Raw genomic sequence first — 16,463 nt, forward strand, 5'->3', positions numbered from 1 at the left:
ATTAGTTCAAAGTTTAGAAGTTTAAGAGTTTAGAAGTTTAGCAGTTTAAAAGTTTAAAAGTTTAGAAGTTTAAAAGTTTAGAGGTTTAGAAGTTTAGCAGTATAAAAGTTTAAAAGTTTAGAAGTTTAGCAGTTTAAAAGTTTAAAAGTTTAGAAGTTTAAAAGTTTAGAAGTTTAGAAGTCTAATAGTTAGAATTCATAACTCATAATTCATAATTCATAATTCATAATTCATAACTCATAACAGACAACTCATAACAGACAACTCATAACAGACAACTCATAACAGACAACAGACAACTCATAACTCATAATTATCCTACAGTGCTTAGTGCCTTCTTGGTGTTCTTTGTGGTTAAATAAAAATTTAAAAATGAAATTATTAGTAGATAGTGGTTCTACCAAAGCCGATTGGGTGGCTATAGACGAGAGTGGTTCCGTACTTTTTGATACCCATACTCTTGGTCTTAATCCAGAAATATTGGAGGAATCCGAAATTATACATCGCTTGAACAGTAGCGAATCCATTGTAAAGCATAAAGCAGAGGTTACGCATGTATTCTTTTATGGTGCGGGTTGTGGAACGGATAGAATGAAAAATTTTCTTAAATCTGTTTTTGCTACTTATTTTTCAAAGGCTGCTGTCGAAGTTTATGAAGATACGTATGCAGCCGTGTATGCCACAGCAGAAAAAGGTGAAAAGGCAATAGTTAGTATTTTAGGTACGGGTTCTAATTGTAGTTATTTTGATGGAAATGTTTTACATCAAAAAGTGCAATCACTTGGCTATATCGTGATGGACGATTGTTCTGGGAATCGTTTCGGAAGGCATTTGTTAAGAGGCTATTATTTTAATAAAATGCCTTTGGCACTTGCTACTGAATTTGAACAAACCTATAATGTAGATGCCGATGTGATTAAGCAAAATCTTTACAAAGAAGCTAATCCCAATGCGTATTTAGCCTCTTTTGCTGGTTTTTTGATTCAACACAAGGATACAGATTATTGCCAAAAAATTATTTTTGAAGAAATAGAATCTTTTGTAGAAAATAATTTCTTACAATTTGAAAATTACAAAGAAGTACCAGCGCATTTTATAGGTTCTATTGCTTATTATTTGCAAAATGAAATTCAAACCGTTTTAAACCGTTATGGCGTTACCTTAGGAAAAGTGATTCAACGTCCAATAGATGGTTTAATAGCTTATCATACCACAAAATAATGAAATTTGAAATCGCAATTATAGCCCATGATGGCAAGAAAGCTGATATGGTGCAGTTTTTAAATAAAAACCTAGATATTTTAGTTAAGGAAAATATCAAAATTATAGCTACGGGAACTACAGGAGGAAAAGCGGAAGCTACAGGGATTAAAGTTAAAAAACTATTGAGTGGTCCTTTAGGTGGCGATGCGCAAATTGCAGCACGTGTTGCCGAAGGGAAATGCAAAATGGTTTTGTTCTTTAAAGACCCTATGAGTAGTCATCCACACGAGCCTGATATTAATATGTTAATTCGTATTTGCGATGTGCACAATGTTCCTGTTGCTACCAATGAGGCAACAGCGCAAATGTTAGTGACTGCTATTAGCAAATAACGCATGAATTTTTTTGCTGTTTATTCTTGAAAAAGTGATTGTATTTCTGAATAAATCATGTATTTGATCTATACTATTTAGCAATTTCTAAATCCATTTATAATGTAAAAGGGCTATTCGTTTAAATGAATAGCCCTTTTGCTTTAAATTATACTATCTATTAATAGTACGTATAACGTCTTACTTTAGCAATATATTTCGCTAAACGGATAACTTGGTGGCTGTAACCATATTCGTTATCATACCATACATACATTACCACGTTTTTACCATCTGCGGAAACAATAGTAGCATTGCTATCAAAAATAGATGGCGCTGTAGTACCTACAATATCTGAAGATACTAATTCGTTGTTCATCTCATATTTGATTTGCTCAACTAATTTACCTTCAAGCGCATATTTCTTCATGATGTTGTTTAAGTCCTCACGAGTAGTTGGTTTTTCAACTTCTAAGTTTAAAACTACTAACGAACCGTTTGGAACAGGAACACGAATTGCGTTTGATGTTAATTTACCAGCTAAGCTTGGTAAAGCTTTAGCTACAGCGCTTCCAGCTCCTGTTTCAGTGATAACCATGTTTAAAGCAGCAGCTCTACCACGACGGTATTTCTTGTGCATGTTATCTACTAAGTTTTGGTCATTAGTATACGCGTGGATAGTTTCTAAGTGTCCTTTAACTACACCTAAAGTTTCTTCCATAGCGGCTAATACTGGCGTAATGGCATTAGTTGTACATGAAGCGGCAGACCAAATTTTCACCTCGTCTGGGTTGTAAGCTTCGTGGTTTACACCGTGAACGATATTAGGAACACTTTTACCTGGCGCTGTTAATAATACTTTGTCAACCCCTTTTGAAGTTAAGTGACGGCTTAACGCTTCTTCAGTTGTGAAAGCACCTGTATTATCAATCACTAAAGCATTGTCAATACCGTAAGCAGTATAATCAATTTCTTCTGGAGAATTAGCAGTAATGATATGAACCGTAGCACCGTTGATGATTAAAGCATTATTTTCAGGGTCAGCTTGAACCGTACCTGCAAAATCACCATGAACAGAGTCCATACGTAATAAAGTAGCACGTTTTTCTAATAAAACTGCATCACTTTTATCACGAGTTACGATAGCACGTAAACGCAATTGTTGCCCTTTACCAATTTTAGCCATCAATTCGCGCGCTAATAAACGACCGATACGACCAAATCCGTAAAGTACTACATCTTTAGGTTTGATTTCTTCTGTACTTTTTGCTTCTTTTAATTTGTCAAGTACGAAGGCAGTAGCATCAGCATATTTATCATCTTCTAAATGATATTCGTAAGTTAATTTACCAATATCTAAACGTGAAGGTGGTAAATCTAAAGCTTGAATAGCTCTTAATATTTCTACTGAATCAAAAACATTGATTGGTTTTTGTACGAATTCACCCGCATAATCATGTAAGTTCATAATGTCACTTACGTTACGGTCTAATAAGTGGTTTCTGAATAAAACCATCTCGATAGATTTGTCGTACCATAAATCGCTAACGATTTTGATAAACTCCACTGCTGCTTTTCTTCTGTCAGCTTGAAAAGCTAACTCTTTTTCATAAGTTGTATTGCTCATTTCTTTGTGTAAAAAATTAGACGTTGCAAAAGTATTTATTTCTAATGTTTTGATAAACTTTTTTTAGTGATTTTTTTACAAATTGACTGTTTGTTTTAAAAATTTTTTCAAGTGAAGATGTTGTAAAAGAAAAAGCTTCATTTTCAAGGAAATGAAGCTTTTTGGTTTTTATAGTCTAGTGTTTAAAAAAACATTTTTAAAAGCACTCGTCTAGTTGATTTTTATAAAAGGAAGCGTAATAAATCGCCTGAATTCGTTAACATCTCAATTTGTGTTTTTTGTGTGTCACTTTTTTTAGATAATACACGAGTCACGGTTTCAATATCAGTTGCTTTGATGTTATCTACTTTCAAAATGATACCCCCTTTTAGTTGTTCGGCGTATTCTGCTAATTCCTCGTTGCTTACGTCTTTAATTTTAACACCGTAGCTTAAACGGAAACGTTTTTTGTCGTTTGCATCCAAGTCTTCTAGCTCTAAGCCTTTTAAATCGTAATTAACCAATTCTTTTTTAACTAATTTTACCGAAGTAGTCATGTTCTTACCCTCTCTGATAAAACCTACTTTTACTTCTTCATTAGGACGCTTGGTGTTGATGTAGGCTGTCAAATCGGCAAAGGAGTTTATGGTTTTGTCATCAAGTTTTTTAATGACATCGCCTGATTTTAATCCTGCTTTTTCAGCACCTGTTCCTTTAGAAACTCGTGCTACATACACCCCTGCGGTTTCTGCGGTTCCTGCCTCTTTAGCAGCTACCGCATTCAACTCACGACCTTCAATACCTAAAACAGCACGTTGTACATTGCCGTATTCCATTAAATCTTCAACAATTTTACGCGCTAAATTTGAAGGCACTGCAAAGGAATAACCTGTGTAACTTCCCGTAGGAGAGGAAATCATAGTGTTGATGCCTATAAGTTCACCACGAGTGTTTACTAATGCGCCACCACTGTTACCAGGGTTTACCGCAGCGTCAGTTTGAATAAACGATTGGATACCTTGGTTGCTAAGGTCACGCGCTTTGGCAGAAACAATACCGGCGGTAACCGTTGATGTAAGATTGTAGGGATTACCCACTGCTAAAACCCATTCGCCTACTTTAATTTGTTCTGAATTGCCAAAAGTAGCGGCAGGTAAGTCGCCTTCGGCTTCTATTTTTAATAGCGCAATATCCATTTTGCTATCGGTGCCCACTAATTTTGCTTTATAGGTTTTGTTGTTGTTTAAAGTTACTTCTAATTCAGTAGCATTTTGAATCACATGGTTATTAGTAACAATGTAACCATCTTTACTGATAATAACACCTGAACCTGTTCCCACTTGGGTTTGTTGTTGTCCGCCACGATGGCCATAGAAAAACTCCATCAAAGGGTCGGAAGGTACATTATACACCGTTTTGTTTTTTACGTGTACAACTGTGTGTACAGCTTTCTCAGCGGCTTGTGTGAAATCGATATTTTCAGCACCCATGCCTACAGCTCTTGAATAATCGGGGGCAATGGATAAGGAAGAGGAAGGAGCATTGTTTTCTACAAATAATTTATAACCTGCTAAGGTGGTCGCTCCACTGAGCATTGAAATTAAAAATAAACTGCCTAATTTTCTCATAGCATCTTCTTTATGTGGTTTTTATTTCTAAACGTAAAAATATAATTTTATGATTTGCTTGTAAAGGGTTTAACGCCTGTTTAACAATCTTTAACTTCCCGTTAATATTTGTATCTTTGATTCTTCTAAAAGGTTGCTGATATTTGCATTCGCATTGACCTTTTTTCAATAATTACTACAATTATGACATACACTTTTTATAAATACCAAGGAACGGGAAACGATTTTGTTATCCTGGATAACCGTGATTTGACTTTTCCCAAAAATGATACCAAACTGATAAATTTTTTATGTGATAGACGTTTTGGGATAGGAGCTGACGGGTTAATGTTGTTAGAAAATGACAATTCGACAGATTTTAAAATGGTTTATTACAATGCTGACGGGAATGAAAGCTCCATGTGTGGTAATGGGGGGCGTTGTTTGGTGGCTTTTGCAAAGAAAATGGGAGTGATTCAAAACAAAACTACTTTTATGGCGGTAGATGGTTTGCATCATGCCACAATAAATGAAGATGGTTTGGTTTCTTTACAAATGATTGATGTACAAGAGGTGAAAGTGTATGCTGATTATGTGTATTTGAATACAGGTTCTCCGCATCATGTGCAGGAGGTGGAGGATTTAAAATCCTTAGATGTAAAAACGGAAGGCGCTAAAATTCGTTATAGTGATTTGTACGGACAAGCAGGAAGTAATATCAATTTTGTTTTAAAATTAAGTGATAATCAATTTGCAATTCGTACGTATGAACGTGGCGTGGAGGATGAAACCTTATCTTGTGGTACAGGAGCTACTGCGGTAGCTATTGCCATGTGTGAACTGGGTAAGGCAGATGCTACTAGTATTGGGATTCAAGTGGAAGGAGGACAACTTCAAATTAGCCTCAAAAAAGAAGATGGAATCTATAAGGAGGTGCACTTATCAGGTCCAGCTCAGTTTGTTTTTCAAGGAGAGATACATATTTAGAGTTTAGAATTTAGAATTTAGAAAAGTGAAAAGTGAAAAGTGAAGAGTGAAAAGTGAAAAGTGAAGAGTAAAGAGTAAAGAGTAAAGAGTAAAGAGTGAAGAGTGAAGAGTGAAGAGTGAAGAGTGAAGAGTGAAGAGTGAAGAGTGAAGAGTGAAGAGTGAAGAGTGAAGAGTGAAGAGTGAAGAGTGAAAAGTGAAGAGTGAAGAGTGAAGAGTGAAGAGTGAAGAGTGAAGAGTGAAGAGTGAAGAGTGAAGAGTGAAAAGTGAAAAGTGAAGAGTGAAAAGTGAAGAGTTATGTATTTACGGTTAGCTATAACTTTTCAACCTTAAACTTTCAAACCTTAAACAAAAATCAATGACCTTAAAAGGAGAGAAAATATTTTTGCGTGCTTTGGAACCTGAGGACGTGTCATTTATTTATAAAATTGAAAATGATGAATCCATTTGGGAAGTGAGTAATACGCAAACGCCTTATTCTCGGTTTTTAATCAAACAATACCTCGAAAATGCGCATCAAGATATTTACGAGGCTAAACAATTGCGTTTGGCTATATGTGAGCATGAGTCGTATAAACCTATTGGCTTGATTGATTTGTTTGATTTTGACCCTAAAAATCATCGGGCAGGTATAGGGGTGGTGATTCAAAAAAGCAAGGATAGAGGAAAGGGTGTAGGCTCGGAAGCCTTGCAGTTGTTAATTCAATATGCTTTTAGTCATTTGCAATTGCATCAATTGTATGCAAATATAGGTGCAAAGAATGAAGCTAGTTTAAAGCTTTTTAGTAATTTTGGTTTCCAAAAAATTGGAGTAAAAAAAGATTGGGTATTTCAAGACGGAATGTATCAAGATGAACTCCTTTTTCAGTTAATCAATCCAAATCATTAAAACGAATTATTTTGAAAAAGAAATTAGTAGTAGGAATAGGTTTATTGGGCTTGCTTGTTGGGGCTTTTGTGTATTTCAAAGCTTTTGCTAGCAATACAAAATTTGCAGATAAAGAAAAATATGTGTTTGTACCCACAGGCGCAACGTATGAAAAGGTGTTGGAAATTCTATCCACAGAAGTTGAAGATATAGACAATTTTAAATTCATTGCTGAAAAACGTTCGTATAACGAAAATGTTTTCCCTGGCCGATTTTTGCTAAAAAAAGGGATGGGAAGTTTTCAAATTGTCTCGGCTTTACGTCATAACATGCCTTTGAATTTGTCTTTTAATAATCAAGAAATTTTAGAGAAATTAGTTTCTAGAGTTGCTGGGCAAATTGAAGCGGATAGTGTGGCATTGATGCAATCGTTTAATGATGCTACTTTTTTACAAAAAAATGGCTTTACTACGGATAATGTGTTAGGGATGTTCATTCCTAATACCTATGAAATTAAATGGAATATTTCTGCTGATAATTTTAGAGATAAAATGTTGGACGAATATAAAAAATTCTGGAACGAAGAGCGTATGGCAAAAGCCAAAGCGTTGCAGTTAACGCCACAGCAAGTGGTAGCATTAGCCTCTATTGTACATAAAGAATCAGTAAAAGAAGATGAGCGTCCTCGTGTGGCGGGAGTGTATTTGAATCGTATGAAACAAGAAATGCCTTTGCAGGCCGACCCAACGATTATTTTTGCGATTAAGAAAAATGCAAACGATTTTGACCAAGTTATCAAAAGAGTAAAAGGGGATATGCTTTTTGTAAATTCACCTTATAATACGTACCGAACTATTGGTTTGCCTCCAGGGCCTATTGCAATGCCGGATATTTCAGCTATTGATGCGGTTTTAAATTATGAAAAACACAATTATGTGTATTTCTGTGCCAGTGTAGAACGTAGAGGATATCATGATTTTGCAGAGACCTATGAAGAACACCAAGTGAATGCGAAGAAATATGCGGAGTGGGTGAATAAATTAGGTTTGTAATATGATTTTTAGATAATAAAATATTGATTGTTAATTAAAAGGCTGTTCAAGAAATTGAATGGCTTTTTTTTTTGATAATTTGTTTCGAATTAGAATTATTTTTAAAATGGATTTATAAAGTTTAAAGAAACTGTCCGTGTTGTAAAAAAGGAAATTTACATACCCTAGCTGTTTTTGACAAAAGAGGGCCACCGGCGTGGTATCTTGGCGATAGCTAAAACTCAAATTCCTGTAAGAGCTAATTTTAGGGGTAAGGGATTTGTGTCCATAAGTGAAGGAAATCACCCGCAAAACCACGCCAGCTACCTTTGAAGAACGAATTACCAAGATAAACGAAGTCCAGCGAGGATGGTTAACCTATTTTCAAGGCACAAGTATCTTAGGGAAATTACGCGATTTAGACGGTTGGCTACGCAATCGCCTGCGCTATTGCATTTGGCATCATTGGAAGAAACCTGAGCGAAAAAGAAAGAATCTCATCCGACTAGGAGTAGACCATAACCATGCCTATATGTGGAGCAGAACGAGAAAAGGGGGATGGGCAATTGCACAGAGTCCTATTTTAGGTACTACCATTACTTTACAACGCTTGAAACAAAGAGGTTATGTTTCCTTAACCGAATTACATTTACAACTCAACCCATCTCTTTGCGAACCGCCGAGTACGTGACCCGTATGCTCGGTGGTGTTTGAAATACGTGTTTATTTTTTATTGGAATTTCAAGATACCGCTTCGCTAAATTGAGAGGCTCTCCCTGTTCTTAATGAGCAGGGCAGTCTACTCGATTAGCAGATAGCCATAATTTTAGTTTTGTAATCTCCATTCATTATTCTGTAAATCGTCAAACCCAATAACTCCCTTGTTTTGTTCAAAATATATGTTCTTTAAACTTGGTAATTGCCAATTTGGATTTGGAGATGGATTTGGATTTATTTCGATTTTTCTAACTTTATTATACGCAGTTCCATTTATCGTTATACTCAATAACGCTTCAGAATAATCTAAAAAAGCACTTTGAATTCCTGTTTCAAAAGGAACTAATCCAATATTTGTAATAAATTTAGAATCTTGAGAAATTAAAGTTGGGTTTGTTTGATATACTTTCGGCCATCTTTTTAAACTTAAATAAAACGAACTATTACAACAAAAATCGCCTTCAGCAAATAAAGTTGATTGCATTTCAATTCTCTGCTCATCGTAATAGAAATATTTTGTTGAACCATTAACAAAATCACCTCTACTTTCAAGTTGCTTTTCTGTTTTGTTTATTAAAACTTTGAATTTCAATTCAGAATTATTTTGGTTTTTATATATCAAAACTTTTCCAACTTCTGTAGAGTTAATAAATTTATCACTATCTGTTTGCTGGAATTTGAAATATTGAAGATTATCGCTAATTTCTTCTTTCTCATTTGAGCAACCTAAATTAGCAATGATTGCAAGCAGTATAATTAATTTTTTCATTGTAATTTTTTTTAGCGTTATTTTTTTCAATGGTTTCTGCTAACGTCAGTCTGTGAAAAAACTTCACAAACTACGTCAAATATAACTAAAATAGTTTGTTTAAAAAGGCTAGTTTTCGTATTCTCAATAATGCAACAGATTCAAGGAATTTCCCGCCACCAGCTACAAATAACGAGTTTAGAAGATGAAATTACTCCCGACAACCCTATTCGTTTTATAGATGTTTTTGTGAGCGTTTGATCTTGAAAAAGATTAACTACAAAAACCGTCAAAAAATCAACTTCAAAAAAAAGAGGCGTTAAATGCCTTTTGTATATTCTTAAATTTTTACTTTGATATTCCCATAGTGAATGGAATCTCAATGGTAAGCTTGCCCTGAGTTTATCGAAGGGTTCAACAGAGGTTTCATTGTTGGCTCTTCGAGCCCAACGAAACCTTAGCTGTGTGTGCCCTGCATATGCAGGACACACGCTGTAGACTTGTTAAAAACTTCGAAAATACAAATTTCGCAGAAGAAAGCAAGCGTATCAGCGTGTTATTTTTCCAGAGGGTGCAAGTCCCTTACGAGCGGATTGAAACCCCGAATCGTTAGCAAGTTGCAAGCTGGTTTGAAGTGATTCAAGCAGTGAAGGAAGCAAGACTGCAAAATCCGGTACTGACGAACAGAAATGTCATATGAGGCAGGTTAAAGAGGATAAGCGTCCACAGCAACTTAACGTCCAAAGTTTACCAAAACTTTAATTTGTAGATGACGCAGGGATTGGAAGAAGGAAAAAGCATTTACCAGGAGGGCGGAGCGTAAAGAAAATGTCCAGTGGACATTTTTAGCGAACGAGCCAGGAGGCGGAAGGGAGGGCGACTACTAGATAGTCAAACCAAGAAGTCAGCAGAGGTCATAGTACTTGGGGCAAACGAGGTGCAAATAGATACTGCATAGGTCTCACAAGCAAGGAAGGACTGAACGTAAAGAGGTTTTCAATGAATAAAGAAATGAACAATAGTCCTATTCAACGAAAACAGGTTAAAACACAACTCAACCCATCTCTTTGCGAACCGCCGAGTACGTGACCCGTACGCTCGGTGGTGTGAGAGGCGCACTCCGTCAGTTTCTGGCGGAGCCGTCTACTCGATTAGCTGTGGTTTTTCTTATTTATATTGAATTTCTTCTTTTCCGTTTAGTTCTTCAAGTTTGATTGGTTCAACGTAACTTTGTCTCGGATTATTTAATTTTTGCTTTTCTTCACCCATTGCAAAGCCCATTTTGTAGCCAATATTGTCAAAAGTTGTTAAATATACATTGTCATAATCTTTGTCGTCACTCGGAATATATAACATAACTTTTTTGTTTGCTATATCATTTGTCATCCAATCATCACTTTGCTTAGTTGAAGTCCACGCTTTTATTGTTGGTTTGTAAATTATGTCATTAGGATAGTACATATAGTTAACAAAAAAACAATAAGTAGCAAAATCTGTGTCATAAGGAAACGTAACTACAAACTTATTTTCCGACAAAATTGTAAGTAGAGGTAAAGCTCTTAAATTTTCTTGATTATAATTGTTACAGAACTTTTGTAACACATTTTTAAAATCTTCCAATTTTACGTTTTCTATAAGTACAATTTTATCATTTTTAATTTTTTCCGTTGGCATTTCGGCATTAATTGGTCTGCTTTCGTTTTTACTATTATTATTTGAAATGCAAGATTTCAAAATAAATCCGACAACAATTATTCCGCCAATTATAAGTAATGTTTTCATTTCCATTTTTTAATTTTATGTCGATTTTACTGCGGTTTCCTAAAATCACAGCTAACGGCAGTCTGTGAAAAAACTTCACAAACTCCGTCAAATATAACTAAAATAGTTTGTTTAAAAAGGCTAGTTTTCGTATTTTTAATAATGCAACACATCCAAGGAATTTCCCGCCACCAGCTACAAGTAACGAGTTTAGAAGATAAAATCACTCCCGACAACCCTGTTCGTTTTATAGATGCTTTTGTGAGCGTTTGATCTTGAAAAAGATTAACTACAAAAACCGTCAAAAAATCAACTTCAAAAAAAAGAGGCGTTAAATGCCTTTTGTATATTCTTAAATTTTTACTTTGATATTCCCATAGTGAATGGAATCTCAATGGTAAGCTTGCCCTGAGTTTATCGAAGGGTTCAACAGAGGTTTCATTGTTGGCTCTTCGAGCCCAACGAAACCTTAGCTGTGTGTGCCCTGCATATGCAGGACACACGCTGTAGACTTGTTAAAAACTTCGAAAATACAAATTTCGCAGAAGAAAGCAAGCGTATCAGCGTGTTATTTTTCCAGAGGGTGCAAGTCCCTTACGAGCGGATTGAAACCCCGAATCGTTAGCACGTGACAAGGTGGCTTACTGTGAGGTATGCACTGAAGATTATTGCGATAGCAATAGGTTCCTTAATTTGTTCTGTACCGACGAACAGAATTTAGCGAAGCGGTATCACGAACACAAAAAAGGCAATGAAAACTTGTGAGTAAAGTACATAAGAGGCATAACAATAAGGATGAGTATCCACAGCAATACGAAGTCCAAAACAGTGTTCTGAACATGCTAACAAATCAGATTATTGTTATGTAGATGTACCGGCGATAGACGGAAGGAAAAAGCATTTACCAGGAGGGCGGAGCGTAAAGAAAATGTCCAGTGGACATTTTTAGCGAACGAGCCAGGAGGCGGAAGGGAGGGCGACTACGAGATAGTCAAACCAAGAAGTCAGCAGAGGTCATAGTACTTGGGGCAAACGAGGTGCAAATAGATACTGCATAGGTCTCACAAACAAGGAAGGACTGAACGTAAAGAGGTTTTCAATGAATAAAGAAATGAACAATAGTCCTATTCAACGAAAACAGGTTAAAACACAACTCAACCCATCTCTTTGCGAACCGCCGAGTACGTGACCCGTATGCTCGGTGGTGTTTGAAATACGTGTTTATTTTTTATTGGAATTTCAAGATACCGCTTCGCTAAATTGAGAGGCTCTCCCTGTTCTTAATGAGCAGGGCAGTCTACTCGATTAGCGGAAGTGTCTTATTTTTACTCGAATGTTGAATTTTTCCAAGATTCAATCATTGATTTTCCTTTTTTCTCGTCAATATACATAATGTTAACCGTAAATTCCTTTTTGTCAAATAATCTACTATACATTACTGTGGTCAATATCATTTTGTTCGGAAAAGTAATTTTAGTTTTACTTACGTAGAAATCATACTTATTTATTTTCTCTTTAGTCGTTAATGTATCTATAATTGCTCCAGGCATTTGAGATTTATATGTTTCAAGTAATACTTCATTAACACTTTTGAAAGATTCGAAATAATCGCCATCTATTTCCATATCAAATGGTTGACAATTTGATTCAAAATAATTGAATTTATCGCTTTTAAATACGAATATTGTTTTCGCATTATTTACTATTTCTTCACCAAAAGTTTTTTCAATTGCATCACTTCCTTTATTTTGTAATTTTAGCCAATCTTGTTCGGTTACACTTTCAAAATTTTCAGGAATAGCAATTTTCCATTTAAACTCTTTATTGTAAAGTTCTTTTTTTTCAGTATTATTTTGTCCTTTACAACTCTGACATAAAATAATTATAACAAATAATAATGATATTAGTTTCCTCATATTTTTCTGCTTTTATTTCGCATTACTGCCAACGTCCCGCCGGCTTCACGAAGTGGCGATTTAGCGGACGGTTTATTTTCGGTTAAATTTAATGTTTTTTCGTGAAGAAAAAACATCCGGCACTTAATAACCTGCCATTTCGTGAAACCGCTGTGTGTGCCCTGCATATGCAGGACACACGCTGTAGACTTGTTAAAAACTTCGAAAATACAAATTTCGCAGAAGAAAGCAAGCGTATCAGCTTGTTATTTTTCCAGAGGGTGCAAGTCCCTCACGAGCGGATTGAAACCCCGAATCGTTAGCAAGTTGCAAGCTGGTTTGAAGTGATTCAAGCAGTGAAGGAAGCAAGACTGCAAAATCCGGTACTGACGAACAGAAATGTCATATGAGGCAGGTTAAAGAGGATAAGCGTCCACAGCAACGTAACGTCCAAAGTTTACCAAAACTTTAATTTGTAGATGACGCAGGGATTGGAAGAAGGAAAAAGCATTTACCAGGAGGGCGGAGCGTAAAGAAAATGTCCAGTGGACATTTTTAGCGAACGAGCCAGGAGGCGGAAGGGAGGGCGACTACGAGATAGTCAAACCAAGAAGTCAGCAGAGGTCATAGTACTTGGGGCAAACGAGTTGCAAATAGATACTGCACAGGTCTCACAAACAAGGAAGGACTGAACGTAAAGAGGTTTTCAATGAATAAAGAAATGAACAATAGTCCTATTCAACGAAAACAGGTTAAAACACAACTCAACCCATCTCTTTGCGAACCGCCGAGTACGTGACCCGTATGCTCGGTGGTGTGAGAGGCTCTCCCTGTTCTTAATGAGCAGGGCAGTCTACTCGATTATAGTTAGTGGCGGTTATTTAAAGCAGAATTACAATGAAATTATTAGAAAAATTCAAGCCATTAGTTAATGGTTATGTAGGAAGTTCAATGCTTACAAACACAGAATATCCTGAAACAATACAATCAAATGCTGAAAAATGTGTTAATATATGTAATGAAAATACAGTTGATTTTTTAAATTGGCTAGAAAACTCAGGATATAGGTACAATGAAGATGTAAAAATGTTTAAACATAAAGATGGGCGTTTACAAACGAATGAATCTCTCGTTGAAATTTTCAGTACTAAATGATTTGGCACTTATTACCGATAGATGATTTAGAAGAACATTTGGAAAATTCAACTTGTAAATGTTTGCCTATTTCGGAAGTTTTAGAAAATGGAGATATTATGATTACACACTTTTTAGGATAGTGTCTATTTATAGTTATAAAATTCAATTTCTTTTGAAACTTTTTCCAAAATCAATCCATATTCCTCTAAATCATTAATCAACTCGTTTAAATTTCCTTTTCTTATGATAAAGTCTAAATTATCATTTAGTCCTGTTTCGTTGAATATTATTATTTTTTGATAATCACCAATTTCTTTAATAAGTGTTTCAATTTTAGAATTTGAAAAGACAAAATGTGTATCATTATCACTATTATGACTTTCTTCTTCATTTTGGTTTACAGAAATGTTTATTTTTTTTACATTTTTAACTTTGAGATTATAAACTTCTATATTTTTTGATTCAATTATTTCAGTCAAGTTTAAAGAGTTTAACAAATTGTTTTTTAAGTTTTTAATATGAACTTCCACATCAACATTATTTGAATTTTTATATAAAAGATTATATTTATTTTCAATTAATGCATTTGGAATAATAATTTGAGATTCAGGTTTTTTAATTATTTTTGAAAGTATAGATTTTAAGTTGTTATTTAGGTCAATGTATTTTCCTTTTGCAAAATTTTCAATGGCCATTCCATAATCATTTTTATTTGCATTTATTAGACTAAAAATATATTGAGTATTTTTATCTTTTAGAAAACCTAATGCAACGTAAGTGTTGATTTCTGATTCTTTTTTTTCGGCTTCTATTCCTTCATTTTTTTCTGTCTTTAATTCTATATTATCAGTTAAAATGTTTTGTCCATTCAAAAAGTTTTCAATCATTGTACTATTTAATTCATAAGGTTTTCCAATCCATTTGACGATTCCTTTATTATCTATTAAAACAGTATGAGGAATTCCTTCAACGTTAAAATTTGTTTCTGTTTTTTTTGTTTGGTCAGAAACGACTATTGTTTTAAATTTTACTTTTTCAAGAGTTCGTTTTGTCTTTTCTGGCTTTTCATAAGTTAAAGAAAGAAAAAATAAATCTTTTCTGCTTTTAAACTTATTTTGTAAATCGTTTAAGTGTGGAACTGAACCTAAACAAGGAGCACACCAAGTTGCCCAAAATTCAAGAATTATAAATTTATTTTCAATTTTTTTATCTTTTGGAGCATTTAAAATATAATCTGTAATATTTATTTTTGGAGCTTTATCTCCAATTCTTAAAGTATCTTGTGAATAAAGATTTCCAGTTAAAAAAATAACTAGAATTAAAAAAATAACTTTTTTCATAAATTTAGTTTAATTATTAGGTTTCCGTCGCACGATGCTGTCGCACAACGTCAGTCTGTGAAAAAACTTCACAAACTCCGTCAAATATAACTAAAATAGTTTGTTTAAAAAGGCTAGTTTTCGTATTCTCAATAATGCAACAGATTCAAGGAATTTCCCGCCGCCAGCTACAAATAACGAGTTTAGAAGATGAAATTACTCCCGACAACCCTATTCGTTTTATAGATGCTTTTGTGAGCGTTTGATCTTGAAAAAGATTAACTACAAAAACCGTCAAAAAATCAACTTCAAAAAAAAGAGGCGTTAAATGCCTTTTGTATATTCTTAAATTTTTACTTTGATATTCCCATAGTGAATGGAATCTCAATGGTAAGCTTGCCCTGAGTTTATCGAAGGGTTCAACAGAGGTTTCATTGTTGGCTCTTCGAGCCCAACGAAACCTTAGCTGTGTGTGCCCTGCATATGCAGGACACACGCTGTGGACTTGTTAAAAACTTCGAAAATACAAATTTCGCAGAAGAAAGCAAGTGTATCAGCGTGTTATTTTTCCAGAGGGTGCAAGTCCCTCACGAGCGGATTGAAACCCCGAATCGTTAGCACGTGACAAGGTGGCTTACCGTGAGGTATGCACTGAAGGAAGTCAAACGGCAAAATCTGGTACTGACGAACAGAAATGTCATAAGAGGCAGGTTAAAGAGGATAAGCGTCCACAGCAACGTAACGTCCAAAGTTTACCAAAACTTTAACTTGTAGATGACGCAGGGATTGGAGGAAGGAAAAAGCATTTACCAGGAGGGCGGAGCGTAAAGAAAATGTCCAGTGGACATTTTTAGCGAACGAGCCAGGAGGCGGAAGGGAGGGCGACTACGAGATAGTCAAACCAAGAAGTCAGCAGAGGTCATAGTACTTGGGGCAAACGAGTTGCAAATAGATACTGCACAGGTCTCACAAACAAGGAAGGACTGAACGTAAAGAGGTTTTCAATGAATAAAGAAATGAACAATAGTCCTATTCAACGAAAACAGGTTAAAACACAACTCAACCCATCTCTTTGCGAACCGCCGAGTACGTGACCCGTATGCTCGGTGGTGTTTGAAATACGTGTTTATTTTTTATTGGAATTTCAAGATACCGCTTCGCTAAATTGAGAGGCTCTCCCTGTTCTTAATGAGCAGGGCAGTCTACTCGATTAGCA

Annotated in this window: 14 protein-coding genes; 8 read left to right on the plus strand and 6 right to left on the minus strand. The window is 35.1% G+C overall.

From position 1 onward, the window contains the following. Positions 1-372: 372 nt before the first annotated feature. Entirely contained in the window at positions 373-1,221 is an 849-nt protein-coding gene (locus ACQY29_RS10665; protein WP_428225166.1) for an N-acetylglucosamine kinase, read from the plus strand. Next, positions 1,221-1,595: a methylglyoxal synthase gene (locus ACQY29_RS10670; protein WP_428225167.1), complete on the plus strand. Its 375-nt coding sequence runs from the start codon at positions 1,221-1,223 to the stop codon at positions 1,593-1,595. Before ACQY29_RS10665 ends, ACQY29_RS10670 begins: the two co-directional genes overlap by 1 nt. A 160-nt stretch (positions 1,596-1,755) precedes the next feature. Here ACQY29_RS10670 and ACQY29_RS10675 read toward each other — a convergent pair whose 3' ends face one another. Next, positions 1,756-3,201 carry a glyceraldehyde-3-phosphate dehydrogenase gene (locus ACQY29_RS10675; RefSeq protein WP_428225168.1) on the minus strand — a complete coding sequence of 482 codons (1,446 nt, stop codon included), beginning with the start codon at positions 3,199-3,201 and terminating at the stop codon, positions 1,756-1,758. A gap of 221 nt (positions 3,202-3,422) precedes the next feature. Continuing rightward, on the minus strand, positions 3,423-4,808 hold the full coding sequence (locus ACQY29_RS10680; RefSeq protein ID WP_428225169.1) for a Do family serine endopeptidase: 1,386 nt from the start codon (positions 4,806-4,808) through the stop codon (positions 3,423-3,425). A 183-nt stretch (positions 4,809-4,991) separates the two neighbouring features. Here ACQY29_RS10680 and dapF point away from each other — a divergent pair, with 183 nt between their 5' ends. From dapF to ACQY29_RS10700, 4 genes are all read left to right on the plus strand, one after another. Further along, positions 4,992-5,774 (plus strand): diaminopimelate epimerase, encoded by a 783-nt coding sequence (gene dapF, locus ACQY29_RS10685; protein ID WP_428225170.1) that lies wholly within the window; start codon positions 4,992-4,994, stop codon positions 5,772-5,774. Positions 5,775-6,129: 355 nt separating this feature from the next. After that, positions 6,130-6,660 (plus strand): GNAT family N-acetyltransferase, encoded by a 531-nt coding sequence (locus ACQY29_RS10690; RefSeq protein WP_428225171.1) that lies wholly within the window; start codon positions 6,130-6,132, stop codon positions 6,658-6,660. Between the two features lie 8 nt (positions 6,661-6,668). Beyond that, entirely contained in the window at positions 6,669-7,691 is a 1,023-nt protein-coding gene (gene mltG / locus ACQY29_RS10695; protein ID WP_428225909.1) for an endolytic transglycosylase MltG, read from the plus strand. Positions 7,692-7,962: 271 nt separating this feature from the next. Next, the gene (locus ACQY29_RS10700; RefSeq protein ID WP_428225172.1) at positions 7,963-8,361 is read left to right on the plus strand and encodes a group II intron maturase-specific domain-containing protein; all 399 of its coding nucleotides are present in this window, start codon (positions 7,963-7,965) and stop codon (positions 8,359-8,361) included. A 135-nt stretch (positions 8,362-8,496) separates the two neighbouring features. On the opposite strand, the gene ACQY29_RS10705 is transcribed toward ACQY29_RS10700, so the two are convergent. From ACQY29_RS10705 to ACQY29_RS10715, 3 genes are all read right to left on the minus strand, one after another. Continuing rightward, positions 8,497-9,156, minus strand: a complete 660-nt coding sequence (locus ACQY29_RS10705; RefSeq protein ID WP_428225173.1) for a hypothetical protein — start codon at positions 9,154-9,156, stop codon at positions 8,497-8,499. Positions 9,157-10,302: 1,146 nt separating this feature from the next. Further along, positions 10,303-10,917: a hypothetical protein gene (locus ACQY29_RS10710; protein ID WP_428225174.1), complete on the minus strand. Its 615-nt coding sequence runs from the start codon at positions 10,915-10,917 to the stop codon at positions 10,303-10,305. A gap of 1,304 nt (positions 10,918-12,221) precedes the next feature. After that, complete coding sequence (locus tag ACQY29_RS10715) at positions 12,222-12,812, minus strand: hypothetical protein (protein ID WP_428225175.1); 591 nt, start codon at positions 12,810-12,812, stop codon at positions 12,222-12,224. Between the two features lie 876 nt (positions 12,813-13,688). On the opposite strand from ACQY29_RS10715, the gene ACQY29_RS10720 reads away from it, so the two are divergent. Both ACQY29_RS10720 and ACQY29_RS10725 read left to right on the plus strand, forming a co-directional pair. Then, positions 13,689-13,946 carry a hypothetical protein gene (locus ACQY29_RS10720; RefSeq protein WP_428225176.1) on the plus strand — a complete coding sequence of 86 codons (258 nt, stop codon included), beginning with the start codon at positions 13,689-13,691 and terminating at the stop codon, positions 13,944-13,946. Continuing rightward, on the plus strand, positions 13,943-14,068 hold the full coding sequence (locus ACQY29_RS10725) for a hypothetical protein (protein WP_428225177.1): 126 nt from the start codon (positions 13,943-13,945) through the stop codon (positions 14,066-14,068). The genes ACQY29_RS10720 and ACQY29_RS10725 overlap by 4 nt, the downstream gene beginning before the upstream one ends. Before the next feature lie 3 nt (positions 14,069-14,071). On the opposite strand, the gene ACQY29_RS10730 is transcribed toward ACQY29_RS10725, so the two are convergent. Further along, the gene (locus tag ACQY29_RS10730; protein ID WP_428225178.1) at positions 14,072-15,268 is read right to left on the minus strand and encodes a TlpA family protein disulfide reductase; all 1,197 of its coding nucleotides are present in this window, start codon (positions 15,266-15,268) and stop codon (positions 14,072-14,074) included. Positions 15,269-16,463 lie beyond the last annotated feature (1,195 nt).

The organism is Flavobacterium sp. (genome assembly GCF_965262375.1).
GTDB lineage: Bacteria > Bacteroidota > Bacteroidia > Flavobacteriales > Flavobacteriaceae > Flavobacterium.

Coding starts and splice junctions, on each gene's coding strand:
- ACQY29_RS10680 (WP_428225169.1), bottom strand. CDS start 4,808: ATGAGAAAATTAGGCAGTTTATTTTTAATTTCAATGCTCAGTGGAGCG.
- ACQY29_RS10675 (WP_428225168.1), bottom strand. CDS start 3,201: ATGAGCAATACAACTTATGAAAAAGAGTTAGCTTTTCAAGCTGACAGA.
- ACQY29_RS10705 (WP_428225173.1), bottom strand. CDS start 9,156: ATGAAAAAATTAATTATACTGCTTGCAATCATTGCTAATTTAGGTTGC.
- ACQY29_RS10710 (WP_428225174.1), bottom strand. CDS start 10,917: ATGAAAACATTACTTATAATTGGCGGAATAATTGTTGTCGGATTTATT.
- ACQY29_RS10715 (WP_428225175.1), bottom strand. CDS start 12,812: ATGAGGAAACTAATATCATTATTATTTGTTATAATTATTTTATGTCAG.
- ACQY29_RS10725 (WP_428225177.1), top strand. CDS start 13,943: ATGATTTGGCACTTATTACCGATAGATGATTTAGAAGAACATTTGGAA.
- ACQY29_RS10730 (WP_428225178.1), bottom strand. CDS start 15,268: ATGAAAAAAGTTATTTTTTTAATTCTAGTTATTTTTTTAACTGGAAAT.
- ACQY29_RS10670 (WP_428225167.1), top strand. CDS start 1,221: ATGAAATTTGAAATCGCAATTATAGCCCATGATGGCAAGAAAGCTGAT.
- ACQY29_RS10690 (WP_428225171.1), top strand. CDS start 6,130: ATGACCTTAAAAGGAGAGAAAATATTTTTGCGTGCTTTGGAACCTGAG.
- ACQY29_RS10665 (WP_428225166.1), top strand. CDS start 373: ATGAAATTATTAGTAGATAGTGGTTCTACCAAAGCCGATTGGGTGGCT.
- ACQY29_RS10720 (WP_428225176.1), top strand. CDS start 13,689: ATGAAATTATTAGAAAAATTCAAGCCATTAGTTAATGGTTATGTAGGA.
- dapF (WP_428225170.1), top strand. CDS start 4,992: ATGACATACACTTTTTATAAATACCAAGGAACGGGAAACGATTTTGTT.